Source organism: Caballeronia sp. LZ043, assembly GCF_031451075.1.
Lineage (GTDB): Bacteria > Pseudomonadota > Gammaproteobacteria > Burkholderiales > Burkholderiaceae > Caballeronia.
Genome location: NZ_JARUXT010000002.1, coordinates 942,091 through 954,546 on the forward strand (window position 1 = coordinate 942,091; position 12,456 = coordinate 954,546).

Annotated in this window: 12 protein-coding genes and 3 pseudogenes; 7 read left to right on the forward strand and 8 right to left on the reverse strand. The window is 58.3% G+C overall.

The genetic code is table 11. The features are described 5' to 3' along the window. Window positions 1–487: 487 nt before the first annotated feature. The 3 genes from QCE64_RS17800 to QCE64_RS17810 are packed head-to-tail and all read left to right on the forward strand — an operon-like array spanning window position 488 to window position 2,498. A complete protein-coding gene (locus tag QCE64_RS17800; protein ID WP_310005146.1) occupies window positions 488–1,450 on the forward strand; it encodes an SDR family NAD(P)-dependent oxidoreductase in 963 nt (320 codons plus the stop codon). Then, window positions 1,447–2,025, forward strand: a complete 579-nt coding sequence (locus QCE64_RS17805; protein WP_310005148.1) for a TetR/AcrR family transcriptional regulator — start codon at window positions 1,447–1,449, stop codon at window positions 2,023–2,025. Before QCE64_RS17800 ends, QCE64_RS17805 begins: the two co-directional genes overlap by 4 nt. A 2-nt stretch (window positions 2,026–2,027) precedes the next feature. Continuing rightward, complete coding sequence (locus tag QCE64_RS17810) at window positions 2,028–2,498, forward strand: SRPBCC family protein (protein ID WP_310005150.1); 471 nt, start codon at window positions 2,028–2,030, stop codon at window positions 2,496–2,498. 111 nt (window positions 2,499–2,609) lie between these two features. Here QCE64_RS17810 and QCE64_RS17815 read toward each other — a convergent pair whose 3' ends face one another. The 5 genes from QCE64_RS17815 to QCE64_RS17835 all read right to left on the reverse strand — a co-directional run bounded on the left by QCE64_RS17815 (window position 2,610) and on the right by QCE64_RS17835 (window position 6,715). Next, window positions 2,610–2,864 (reverse strand): hypothetical protein, encoded by a 255-nt coding sequence (locus QCE64_RS17815; RefSeq protein ID WP_310005152.1) that lies wholly within the window; start codon window positions 2,862–2,864, stop codon window positions 2,610–2,612. Window positions 2,865–2,904: 40 nt separating this feature from the next. After that, window positions 2,905–4,103 (reverse strand): IS3 family transposase gene (locus tag QCE64_RS17820; protein ID WP_310005802.1). Its coding sequence is split into 2 segments (ribosomal slippage): window positions 2,905–3,788 and window positions 3,788–4,103, totalling 1,200 coding nucleotides; the frame shifts between segments, so codons are not numbered across the junction. Between the two features lie 71 nt (window positions 4,104–4,174). Continuing rightward, entirely contained in the window at window positions 4,175–4,894 is a 720-nt protein-coding gene (locus tag QCE64_RS17825) for an amidohydrolase family protein (RefSeq protein WP_310005154.1), read from the reverse strand. 270 nt (window positions 4,895–5,164) lie between these two features. Beyond that, the gene (locus tag QCE64_RS17830) at window positions 5,165–6,031 is read right to left on the reverse strand and encodes a class III extradiol ring-cleavage dioxygenase (protein WP_310005156.1); all 867 of its coding nucleotides are present in this window, start codon (window positions 6,029–6,031) and stop codon (window positions 5,165–5,167) included. Window positions 6,032–6,100: 69 nt separating this feature from the next. Beyond that, window positions 6,101–6,715 (reverse strand): NAD(P)H-dependent oxidoreductase, encoded by a 615-nt coding sequence (locus tag QCE64_RS17835; protein WP_310005158.1) that lies wholly within the window; start codon window positions 6,713–6,715, stop codon window positions 6,101–6,103. A 166-nt stretch (window positions 6,716–6,881) separates the two neighbouring features. On the opposite strand from QCE64_RS17835, the gene QCE64_RS17840 reads away from it, so the two are divergent. The 4 genes and pseudogenes from QCE64_RS17840 (at window position 6,882) to QCE64_RS17855 (ending at window position 9,186) form a co-directional block, all read left to right on the forward strand. Continuing rightward, the gene (locus tag QCE64_RS17840; protein WP_310005161.1) at window positions 6,882–7,211 is read left to right on the forward strand and encodes a helix-turn-helix domain-containing protein; all 330 of its coding nucleotides are present in this window, start codon (window positions 6,882–6,884) and stop codon (window positions 7,209–7,211) included. A 619-nt stretch (window positions 7,212–7,830) separates the two neighbouring features. After that, a pseudogene (locus QCE64_RS17845) lies at window positions 7,831–7,992 on the forward strand (IS21 family transposase); the annotation flags it as partial. Beyond that, window positions 7,981–8,877 (forward strand): annotated as a pseudogene (locus QCE64_RS17850) (SOS response-associated peptidase family protein); the annotation flags it as partial. The pseudogenes QCE64_RS17845 and QCE64_RS17850, both read left to right, overlap by 12 nt. Before the next feature lie 87 nt (window positions 8,878–8,964). Further along, complete coding sequence (locus QCE64_RS17855) at window positions 8,965–9,186, forward strand: hypothetical protein (protein WP_310005163.1); 222 nt, start codon at window positions 8,965–8,967, stop codon at window positions 9,184–9,186. A 40-nt stretch (window positions 9,187–9,226) separates the two neighbouring features. Here QCE64_RS17855 and ligD read toward each other — a convergent pair. The 3 genes and pseudogenes from ligD to QCE64_RS17875 form a co-directional block, all read right to left on the reverse strand. After that, window positions 9,227–11,220: pseudogene (gene ligD, locus QCE64_RS17865) on the reverse strand (DNA ligase D). Further along, entirely contained in the window at window positions 11,183–11,467 is a 285-nt protein-coding gene (locus QCE64_RS17870) for a hypothetical protein (protein ID WP_310005168.1), read from the reverse strand. The pseudogene ligD and the gene QCE64_RS17870 overlap by 38 nt, the downstream one beginning before the upstream one ends. A 419-nt stretch (window positions 11,468–11,886) precedes the next feature. Further along, window positions 11,887–12,327, reverse strand: coding sequence for a response regulator (locus tag QCE64_RS17875; RefSeq protein WP_310005170.1), 441 nt, complete (start codon window positions 12,325–12,327; stop codon window positions 11,887–11,889). Window positions 12,328–12,456 lie beyond the last annotated feature (129 nt).

Consider the following 12,456-nt stretch of genomic DNA (forward strand, 5'->3'; position numbering starts at 1 on the left):
CTTTACGCCTTTAACCACAAAGCAGGGCATCGTCTGGCTCACCACTCACCGCGAACGCTGTTGTCGGCGCCGCGAATTGCTGACGTTCAGCGTCCGTTAGCGCTTGGTGCCTCACGTGAGAGGCGTTCGAACTTCCGTAGGCGGCCATGAAGCGACATCCGTCCGATGCGTCGTTCAGACATTCAGACTGCAGCGCCACTCAGCAAGCGGTCATTCGATGGCGGAGGAGCTGGCGCCGCGTCATCGCGGCTTGGCCGACGCGCTTCAGTTCCTTTGCCGACGTCCGACCCGGTCCAGAAAGCGGCCCCTGAGGAAGCGGATCGGTCAAATCAACTTGTATGTCGCATCCCACGGCGGAACCAGCCAAGTAATGCGGCCTTTCCGCAACTCCACGACAGAAGCAAATCCATGCCACAAGAGAAGTTGACAGCGTCAACTTTAAAAGTGTACAGTGTCAACAAAAGAAACTTGGCTCTTTGAGGTGCATATGGGAACGACGCTGATTACGGGTGGACATACCGGATTGGGGTTTGAAACTGCAGCAAAACTGGCAGCGAAAAAGCAAAACCTTATACTTGCAGGCAGAAATTCATCAGCTGTCGAAGCTGCCGCTGAACGGCTGCGCGAACGGTTCGGCGTACAGGTAACTACAGTAAGACTTGATGTATCCTCGCTTGGTTCGGTACGCTCAGCCGCGGCCGAAATCAAACGGTTCATCGCCGCTGGCACGTTCAACGATCTGCACGCGTTGATATGTAATGCAGGCGCACAATTTCGAGGACCTATTGAGTACAGCGCTGATGGGTTTGAGTTGACATTTTCGACCAACTATCTTGGTCATTTCCTTCTCGTGAACCTTCTTCTGGACACGCTTGCCCAAGACGGCAGGATCGTATTCACGGCAAGCGGCACCCATGACCCAGATACCATCGACGGAAAAATGGTGGGGAAAGCAATTGCAGCCGATGCTATGGCCCTTGCGCATGAAGGGCGGCAAGGGAAAGCCAGCGCAGGAGGCGTACTTTATGCCACGTCCAAGCTGTGTTTGTTGCTTTTTGCTTATGAGTTAAGCCGTCGCTTGGCGAAACACCGCAGCAACTTGACCTCGATTGCATTTGACCCCGGCTTTATTCCGGAAACAGGCCTTGCTCGCACCTCACCTGCATTCGCTGTTAGCCTCCTACGCACGAACGGAATGAAATGGTTGCTGCGCAAACTGGGAGTGACCATGGGGAGCATCTCATTTTCGGGCGATGCCTCGGCGCGGATTGCCACAGATCCGCAGTTCGCGCGTGCCTCCGGCCAGTACCTGCAATCAAAAGACAGTACATTGGTGCCTGCGCAGTCGTCGAAAGCGTCTTATGACGAACAGACTGCAGCCAAGCTCTGGAATGATTCGATGGCGCTAGTGAAATTGCAATCTAACGAAATGCCGAAGGTCATCCAGTGAAGACCAGCGACCGCATTATCGACTCGGCGATTGCTCTGCTTGATAGCGGTGGTATGTCAGCCGTCACGCTCAGGGCCGTGGGTCAGGCAAGTGGCCTATCGCACAACGCGCCATATAAGCATTTCGACAATCGGGACAGCCTCCTGGGTGCTATCGCCACCCAGGAGTTTCAAAGGCTCGCCGCAGCATTTAGGGCGTCCCGCCAGGAGCGGGTACGGCCTTTGACCAAACTGAAACAGGCGTTGCAAGTGTTTTCACGATATGGCCGCGACTATCCAAATCGTTACCAGCTGTTGTTCAGCGATCCTGATATAGCGAAGCAGGGTGGCGATTTGCAGCAGGCAGCTATGGCGTCTTTTTCGGCCTTTGCAGCTCTCATTGCCGAGTGCCAAACGGCTGATGTCCTGCCTGGCGTTGAGACACCTGCACTGGCCGGACTTATCTATGCTTCGGTACATGGATTGATCAATCTCCAAGCCAGCGGGCGCATGAGGGCGGAGAAAGGCTTTATGACAGTGGACGACGGTGTCACGCTACTGCTAAAGCTACTCGCTTACGAGAAGTCGGGAAATTAGTCATGACAATGGCTGAATTAGTGCGGCTTGCGTCGCGCGGACAGATGATGCCCGATGCGCCTATAGCGGCCACCGGCTTCATTGAAATCAGCGCGTCGCTAGACAAGATCTGGGAAATTCTGGTCGATGTTACCCATTGGGAAAACTGGCATCCTTATTTGGCGAACGCGGCACTGGCAGGCCCCTTCGTCGCAGGGTCAAAATTAACATACGGCGGTTTAATCAAGCATCACCTAGAAATTGCTAAAGTAGCCGATAAAGAGCTTGTCATGCTGTGTGGAACGATGGCAGGTTACAAGGGGATCACGCGCTGGGATATTGGTAAGACCAACAATGGAAAAGCGCGCGTCGCGTTTAGTGAATGTTCTTCCGGTTTTTCGATCCGTATGCTGTATCGCAACGAAAAGCTTGCCGACCATCTTCAGAGCTGGCTGGATGCATTGAAGCGGGAGGCGGAAAGGTGCTTTCAGTGAGCGCCAACGGGATCGGGCGAACCTGACGTTGCTCAGGCGTGCGAGAACAAGAGTCTCTCTGCGTTCCGATGCGCCAATTTCGGCTTTTCTTCGGCGCTAATGGGCGCGGACTCAATAAAATGCGCGGCAGAAGCCACGTCCCAAAGCATCGCTCCCTTGCTGTCCGAGAGTCCCTTTGAAGGGATCATCCACCGCGAACATGATCCGATCCGGACCCAGGACATCGAGGTTCTGCCGCAGCATGCGGTGACTGAACACGTCCCCAGGGGTGGCGTAGATGTTTCCTGTAATGAAGTCAAGTACCGACCGTTCGAGCTTGGCAGTTCCGGTGAGCGCATTGGCTCGATCGGCGAAGGAGACCAACATCTCTGTAGTTGCCCCTGCAACTCAGGACACACGGACACCGTTAGGTTGATGATGCCGCAGCCCGTCTAAACTCGCGAGGCGAGCGGTATTTCAGGGCTTTGTGCGGGTGGCGCTCGTTATACTGCTCGAAGGCAGCGGCCAGATGCGTGAGCGCCGTGGGCGCATCGGGCTTTTCCATGAAGGCGACGTAATCGTGCTTCATCGTTTTCACGAACCGCTCGGCCATGCCGTTGCTCTGCGGTGAGCGCACAGGCGTGGTCAGCGGCTCCAGACCCAGCTCTCGCGCGAAGCGGCGCGTGCGATGGTCGATATAGGCCGAACCGTTGTCCGTCAGCCACTCGATAGGCTGCGTGGCCTGCATTGTGCCGAAGCGCTGCTCGACAGCAGCCAGCATCACATCGCGTACTACATCGCCGCTATGGCCGGCTGTCGTCGCTGCCCAGCTAATCGCTTCCCGGTCGCAGCAGTCTAGCGCGAACGTCACGCGCAGCGGCTGGCCATCGTCGCATCGGAACTCGAAGCCATCAGAGCACCAGCGCGTATTGCTCCGGTCCACGGCCACGCGACCCTCATGCCGTCGCTTGTCTCGCCGCACACCAGGCCGACGCAGCAGCAACTGGTGCTCGCGCATCACTCGGTAGACCCTTTTGTGATTGACGCACGGCGCACCGACCATCTCGCGGCTGCGCCGCAGCAGTGCCCAAATTCGTCGGTAGCCGTAGCTCGGCAGACCAGCCACATGCATCTGGATTTCGTCGAGCAGGCCCGTGTCGTCAGGCATCCGAGCGCGGCGGCCATCCTGCCAGCCTGCTTCACGAACCTGCTTCACCGCCACACCAGAGCGCGCCACGCCGAGAACTTCACAGACCGTTTTCAATGGTCGTCCCCCGGCAGCAAGGGCGAGCGCGCAATCAGGTTTTTTGAGCGGCCCCATTCAACTGCCTCGCGGAGAATCTCGTTCTCCATAGTCTTCTTCCCGAGCAGTCGTTGCAGTTCCTTTATTTCCTTGATGGCAGCGGCCAGTTCTGACGCAGGCACGACTGTCTCACCCGCTTTGACTGCCGCCAGACTGCCTTCCTGGTATTGCTTGCGCCAGCCGAACACCTGGTTCGGATTGACGCCGTGCCGTCGCGCTACTGCCGATACCGACGCGCCGGGAGCTAACGTCTCCTGCACGATAGCGACTTTTTCCTGCACCGCGCGTCGCCGACGACGCTCCGGCCCGCTCAGAATTTCGATGTTTTCCACGTAATGACTAGGCTTCGTGATGGTCACAAGACTATCCGTATTTTAAGAGAGTCCTTGTGTCCTTAGATACGTGGGGCTATTCCAATCTCCCCCATATGGCCAAGAACGAGCTGTAGGCTCGGGTGGCGGTCGAAGGTTCCGGCGAGAATCAGCCGGAGGGCGGTCAGTCCCGCTTCTGCATGCCAACCCCACCCTCCGGTCGCCAGCATCAGGTTCGTTGAGGGACTAAAGCCGCTATAGCAGGCGTCGCGCACTGCCGCGATTGGGAGGCCAGGATGGATATAGAGGGGGACATCCAATTCCGCGGCGGCTTCGAAGATTGGCCGATGACTGGTGTGATCAAGATATTTTTCGCCGGTGCGAGGAAACAGCATCGCGCCAACGAAGTCCAGTTCATCGACGCAGCGGCGCAATTCCTCTGCGGCGGCCTCCGGGGCGGGCGTAGGTAATGTGGCGAATGCGGCGAAGCGATCAGGCCGGCGCCGGACTGCATCGGCAAGGAAATCATTGGCATCGCGTGCCAGAGGCACTGCCAGCGCAGGGGGCAGTTGCTGCGTCCCGGGCGCGGTGATCGAAAGCACCTGGAAATCCACGCCCATGGCATCCATTCGTGCCAACCGCTCCTCTCCAACATCGAGCAGCTGACGGTTGGTTGTCTGTTGATTGCTCCAGTTAATGGTCTCGTCACCGCCCAACTCGAGCAGCGCCGAGCGGAGCCCAGCAGTCCAGACGTGCTCCTCAATTGCGATTACGCGTGACAGCTGGCCCGCAGTTTCGAACATATCTCTTCTCTGTTTGTTGATCCTACACTTGCTTATGGATAGCGGGGCCGTTCCAAGTTGCGCTTCTTAGCCACTTGCTCTCCTCGACATGGACGCGGTCAACGCGATTTCATGATCAAGTACGGCAAAACCGACATGCGTCGCTTGCGATGCCCCCCGCAATCTCCGCCCAATAGATAGCATCACGGCGCGACAGACCGTCTGGTTTGGTCAATAGCTACGCAACGCCGCAAGATTTTCGTAGCGCGAGAAAGATCATAAGCTTCACTATTAACTGCGCTGAATTTCTGTTTGAAGCGCCGTCTCGGAGTGCGGCGTGCAAATCACGGGATCACCAAAACGATAGCTGGACGCCGTAATGGAACCCATGAAGGCGCTCTCGTGATAGACGCGATGCCCGCGGTCATCTCCGGCGGCACCTAGGGCGACCATCAACGGGATAAGGTGGTCTTCACGAGGACGAGCCGCCCTTGCGGACGGTGCGTTGACCCAGTCAATCAGACGCCGCCTGCGTTCCTGCGGTGACGAACTCGTCAACGTCTCACCGAGCCATCCATCGAATTTGGCGGTCGACTGCTGGCCTGCGCCGTTAATGATGCTACGGGTATCATGAAAGCTGAATCCGCTACCTATAATGAGGACGCCCTGATCCCTTAATGGGGCAAGTAGCTCTCCTACCCTGATGTGCTCGGCCGGATCGAAGTCCGCCTTCATGGAAAGCTGGACTAGCGGCAGTTCACCCTCACGATAAAGAGTGTGCATGAGAGAGAAGGTGCCATGGTCGAATCCGCGATGCGGGTCCAGACCTGTCGGCTGGCCTCCTTGTTGAAGCAAATCGCGGATGAGTTCGGCTAGCTCGGGATCACCAGGCGCGTCATAGCGAATGCGGTAAGTATGCTCGGGAAAGCCGGAGTAGTCGTAGTACATCGGCGGATGAGCAGCGGACGACAGCCAGAAACGGTCCGATTCCCAATGCCCTGAGATCATCAGCACCGCCCGGGGGGCCTCGCCCAGTTCGCGCCGCACACTCTTCAGTGATTCTTCCAGCTGATCATAAACGCCGGGCCGGTAGTCTTTCATCCACGGCCAAGGGCCGCCTCCATGTGAGAGGAAATATGTTGGTAGTCGATGAAGCATTTTATGACCTGCTGATTGGAATGGATGGGTCAAAGCTGCCTCACAGGCGAGCTGTAGTCCAACCTTGGTCTACGCCGCGAGTTGTTCAACGGCTTCGCGGGCCGATAGAATGGCTTTCTCTCTTGCGTCCGCCATGTTGAGACCCTCGGCCACAATCGTTTCGATGTTTTTAACGCCGATGAATCCAAGCGCTACGCGCAGAAACGACTCTGCGTGTTCAGCGGACCTGAAGGCCGATTGCTCGCCGTAGACACCGCCCCGAGCAATTGCAAGAATGACGCGCTTATTGCCCGCAAGCCCTTCGGGACCGTTCGACCCGTAACGGAACGTCGTTCCCGGCACGATAAGCCGATCGATCCATGCCTTCAGCTCAGACGGCAACGTGAAGTTGTACATCGGTACTCCGATGACGACGATGTCGGCGTCGACAAACTCGCGAAGAACTGCGTCGCTCGTGTCGCGCTTGGACTGCTGAAGCGGGTCTAAGATCGGCGCTGCCTTGGAGAGAGGGTGGGCGGAAGGGGCAGTCACGGCAGTGAAATGCGGTAGGTCATCCGCCACGATGTCGCGGTAGGTAATGTCGTGCTGTTCCGAACCGCCAAGTTTCTTAACGATCAGCGATGAAAGCTCGCGGGAGACCGAGCGCGGGCCAGTAATACTGCTATCTACGTGCAAGAGCTTCATGGTGGAATTAGGTTCCGTTTGGTTACCAAGTGGTAGTATGTGCCTACCCAAATCCGCCCACAAGAACGCACACGTTTGATACCTAGGGCACATGAATGTGACTAACCCCAACTCTCAAAACATACCAGCTAGCCGTGAACCCGCTGCCTGCCTAAAGGTGAGCCAGGTGATTGGCCACATCGGCGACAAATGGACAGTGATGGTCATCATCCTGCTTCGTGAGCGCGGGCATCGGTTCAATGAACTGAAACGCGGCATCGACGGTATCTCGCAGCGGATGCTTACTCTGACGCTGCGGAATATGGAGCGAGACGGGTTGGTTACGCGCACAGTCACACCTTCCATTCCACCCCGGGTCGACTATGAACTTACGAAGATCGGACATTCGTTAGCAGACCCAGTCCGCGCTTTGGGAGATTGGGCTTTTGAAAACCTCAGAACGATAGCGGCTGCACAAGCGTCTTACGATGCTAAGGTGAGTAAACAATTGGTTTAACTGACCAAAAGCCAAAGACGATAGGAAGAAGGTTCTTATCAAATCCAGACTTCAACAAAGGCAAACAAAGGCCGGCGGAACGGTCGACGAGGGCGACGCGCAGTTAGGCCACATGTACCAATTGTCCGTATCACCCCGATAACCGCCCTTCAACGCCTGCAAGCGCGACCGTCAGCAATGGGTCGCTATGTAAACCTCTGCATAGCGATCCCTATGCTCAGGTCGCGACTATGCGCAGGTGATCGGTCGCTGAGGGCGCCGACTCAAGCATAGCGAGGCTCTGGCAAGGTAGGCGAGCAAGGATCTGAACATAGTTTCGACCTGTGATGCAGTGATGGTCTCACTTCTGGAGATCATTATGGACATCGTTCACTGCCTCCACCGTACCGACATAAACGTTATCGCCGACGGGCGGATCATGCCATACGTTGATGCGTTCAAGCAGTACCTGAGCCAACGCCGGTACGCTGCAAAGACGGTCGCTACTTACCTGCTCTGTGTCACGTGTTGATGTGCACGCAGAACTGACCCACCTGAGCCTGTAATTTTCATCGAATATTGACCCACGTGATTGAATGCCCTGCTCAATCCTTGAGCAGGGGATACAAAGGTGATCACGGTGGGCATATTGGCCAAGATCAGGCGGATGTATTTCCGCGAGAAGGTCCCGCTGCGCGAGATTGCGAGGCTTACGGGCCTGTCCCGAAACACGATATGCAGCTGGCTGCGGCAGACCGATGCCGTCGAGCCGAAGTATCCAAAGCGCGTCGAGTTCGCGCGATGGTTCTGGTAGCGCGCCGAAGGCAGCAAGGCAAAAATCCCAAAGGCGATGGAAGACGCCTTCCGAGAGCCTCAGACGGATGACGAGCGCCAGATCAAGACCTTCATCGACCGGTACAACGCGCAACAGGCGACCCAAGTCGAGCAGGAACTTTTCAAACAGCGCACGCGGCTGGCCGGTGCAGAGCGCACGCTGCAGATCAAGACGACCAAAGCAGCTACTGAAAGCAAGCGCATCGCGACGGACAAGATCGATGCGGCGCTACGCCGACTTGCGGACTTTGGGCGGACTGAGCAGAAGCCCGCGCGATTCACGCATTTTTCCCGGCTACTACGCGCCCGTGCTTGTAGTCGAAGACGGGCAGTATGTTGTCAAGCCGATGCGCTACCAGTGTCGTATCGCCGGGAAGCCCGCGAACTACGATTTCAAATACCCCGGAACATACAACGCGCGGCGAGATAGCCTGGAAAAATCCTGGAAGCCGTGCTTTGGCTACACACATGGGCTGATGCTCGTTGACGTCTTCTACGAGAACGTCATGCGAGCGAAGTGCGAGAACACGCTGTTCGAAACGCATGACGGGCCGCAGGCGCCCGGCGAAAACGTCGTCCTCGAGTTTCGGCTTGGTAACGCTCAGCTGCTGATGGTCGCATGTCTCTGGTCGAAGTGGACGGCGCCCGGTCAACCGATCTCCTCTCCTTTGCCGTCATCACAGACGAGCCGCCCGCCGAAGTAGAGGCCGCAGGCCACGATCGCTGCATCGTCCCGATCAAGCGTGAGAACGTCGACGCCTGGTTGAACCCGCAGGCGTCCGACCTGGCCGCACTCGATGCAATTCTCGAGGATCGGGACCGGCCTTACTACGAGCATCGACTCGCCGCATAAATCGTGGACAGCGGCAGCCGCTTACCGGACGCCACTCGGAACGTGTCTTGCTCAGCTGTTTGTGTTCTTTACTAAGGAGGTGCAACGATGGCAGGCGACAACTCGTATAAGCCCGGTGAGATCGTCAAGGTGTCCGGCATCTATTCCGTCGTTCATGACGATGGCAAGGATACGTTTGAAGTCACGTGTGTCGAGGGCGAGCATTTTCCGCCGACGAGAAGCGGCAAGGGCGCCCACTTCGAACTGAAATATGCGGCAACACACTCACACAAGCACGGTGAACTGACAGGCACCGAGGCGCGTGGGTGACAAACCGTGATGTGATCGACCGGCATGAAGTGCTACGTGTCTAACGCTTCATGCCGACCGCGCGGCGCATCGCGGCAGTGATGCCTTGCCGCGTGCGCCAGTAGCCTTCCCATGGGTCCGCTGCAAGCGTGCGTTGCCGGTGGATAGCCTGCGCCATCGGCCATTGGTCGCCGCTTTTTACATCCGTTAGCTCATCCCACGATATCGGCATTGATACCGCCATGCCCGGGCGGGCGCGCACCGAAAACGCGGCCACCGTGCTGGCGCTTCGTCCCTTGCGCAGATAGTTGATGAAGATTTTCCCAACTCGATTTTTCGGGCCCAGCACGGCTGAAAAACGCTGTGGTACGACGCGCGTCATGTGCTGTGCGACCGCTTGCGAGAAAAGCTTGACGTCCTCCCACCCCTGCCGGCGGGTCAACGGCACGACGATGTGAAAACCCTTGCCGCCGCTGGTCTTCGCAATGAGCGTAGACCCAGTTCGTCGAGCACGACCTTGACGAGTGATGCGGCTTCCAGCATCGCGGACCAGGGCAGCGCGGGATCGGAATCGAGATCAAAGATGACACGGTCGGGGTGTTCTAGCGCCGGCGCCACGCCGTTCCATGAATGAATTTCGACGACGCTCATCTGAGCGAGCCCGACCAGCGCGTCAGCCGTGTCGGCAACCGGCAGCGGTTTATGTCCCGGATAAACGCTTTCGGGCAACTCTTCCACGCCCGGAATGCGGGCACGCTCGAAGTGCTTCTGGAAGAACAGTTCACCCGCAATGCCGTCAGGCGCACGTACGAGCGCAAGCGGCCGGCCGTGCAGATAGGGCAGTGCCCACTCCGCGATCGCGTCGTAGTAGCGCACGATGTCGAGCTTGATGCGGCCTGAGGCCTGATCCATCACGCGCTGTGGGTTGCTGATCTTGATGTCGCCCACGATGACTGTGCCGCGGGGATCGGATCGTTCCCGCGTGGAGCCCACATCCCCTACTTGTGGATCATCAACGACCTTTTCTTCCGTGACCGCCCGTGCGGGCTTGTCTTCGCGCAAGGCATGAAACACGGGATGCCGGATTTCGCCGTTGGGCGTCCACTCCAGGAAGGACACCTCCGCCACGATGTCGGGCACGAGCCAGTGGAATTCGCGATCACGCTCGGGTTGAGGCGGGTTGTAGAAGGCGGGCGTGGCCTGAAGCAACGCTTGAGCGCGCTTGCTGAACGCGGCGCTGCGCGAGGGCGTCAGATGAGGCGCCACATGGCCCGCATACCTGAGCGTGCCGTCTTGCTCATAGACGCCCAGCAACAACGAACGCACGCCCGTCTTGGCGCCCTTCACGCGCGAAAAGGCCCCAATCACGAACTCTTGTCTGAGATTGCATTTAAGCTTGACCCAGTAGTGTGAACGTCCCGAGCGGTACGGTGCATCGGCGCGCTTGCCGATGATGCCTTCGAGTTTCATCTTGCAGGCGGATGCCACGAGGGACGCCGGGTCCTCGGCGAAAGCGTCGGAGTAGCGAAGGAGAGGGCTCGCGACGCCCTGCATCAACTCGTGAAGGAGGGCCCGGCGCGACCGGAGCGGCTGCTCGCGGATGTCAGTGCCGTTCAGCCACAAAAGATCAAAGACATAAAGAACAATGTCTGCCGTACTGCGCCGGTCGAACGCGTTCTGCAGCGCATTGAAGTTGGGCTTACCGCTGGCGTCCAGCACGACCGCCTCGCCGTCAATCCAGGCACTATCGGGCGACAGGCTCGCCAATGCGTCTCGCAGTCGCGGCATGCGCTCGGTCCAATCGTGTCCGTTGCGAGTGATCAGCTTGACGTCGCCCAACTCGATGCGCGCGAGCATTCGGTAGCCGTCGAACTTGATCTCGTAGGACCAGTCTCCCTTCGCAGGGTGTCGCTCCGCCAATGTGGCGAGTTGTGGCTCGACGAGCGCTGGCATTTCGCCTGGCGCAGTCTCGGGAGGGCGTGCGCGCGTGGCGCGCGAACCATTCCATCGCCCCATGTCATTCGTCGTCCGCGTCCGGTGGCAAGCCGTCGCCATTGTGTTCTGCGTCGTTCCCGATCATCGGCGGACGGAGCGGTTGCTGCGTGTCGATGCCCGCCATCTGGAGCGCCGCGTCGATGCGCCGAAGCTCGGCCTTGAAACTGGCTCGCCACCGCGTGGGTGGTTCGTCATCGCCCAACAGCGTCATGCCGTCATGGATGACGAGCGCATAGCGCGCGACGAGAAGCGCATCGACGACCTGCGCTTTCCGTTCGGCTTGTTCCAAGAACGCTGTCGCTTTCATGGGGCACCTCCCGTTCGAAACCAGCAAGCAATGCGCCCGGAGGGGGAATCAGGAAAGGCAAGCCGTTGCCTATGTGAGACAGGTGAAATGAGGACTTGCATTTACCCCTTAGGGGGTTATGCTGGGTTTGTCTCCTCCATGTCCACCGATATGGCTTTAACCCGCTCAATCGAGCGGGTTTTTCTTTTTCACGCGAGACTTGTGTCCGACGCAACGTGGTTGTCGCCCGGTGTCGCTTGGCTCGACCGGTCCCTACGAAGATAATCAGGATCCTCCGGCCGACGTGCTTTCAGCGACCGGTTCGGGATCGAGGGAAGCCGCCGAACCGCAGCAAGCGATGAGTGACGACCGTCGAAGCTTTCGGTCAACCGAGGCGGCCCTGCGCGCTGCAGCGGATGAGCCATTGACACGCTCGGAAGTTAGACGGGTGCGACGTGTACGATGAGATCGAGCAGCGGCTGGATCGAAATGCCTTTGCGGCAGAAAGCATCGATTTGCGCCTGCTTCCCACGTTCCTCCACATCCGCTTCCGCCAGCGAGGTATAGGCGATAATCGGCGTGTTCGCGAAGCGGCTGGAGCCTCGCGTGGCTGAAGCCACTGCGAACCCATCGCACGCGGGCATCTCCATATCGAGAATCACGACGTGAGGCGTTGTCGCCAGCGGCATTCGGAAGGCGGCGGGGCCACTCTCAACGACCGTCGCCCGAAAACCTTCAATCACAAGAACCGCAGCCAGTGCCTGCGCGCCGGCCATATCGTCGTCGACAATGAGCACGACGACCGGCGGCAACACGCGGTCAAACAGGCGATCGGTCCATAATCCAGGCGTCGCAACCATGACAGTCTTCGAACGTTTCATGGTCCAATTAGAGCAACGGCCATGCCCCTAGGCGTGTCGCCCGTCCGCGATAGGCTTGTCGTAGAGGTCGTGCAACGAGTGCTCTGCGTTAAGACGCGCCATTTCTTCGGCAGCAAACGCTTCCGAAGA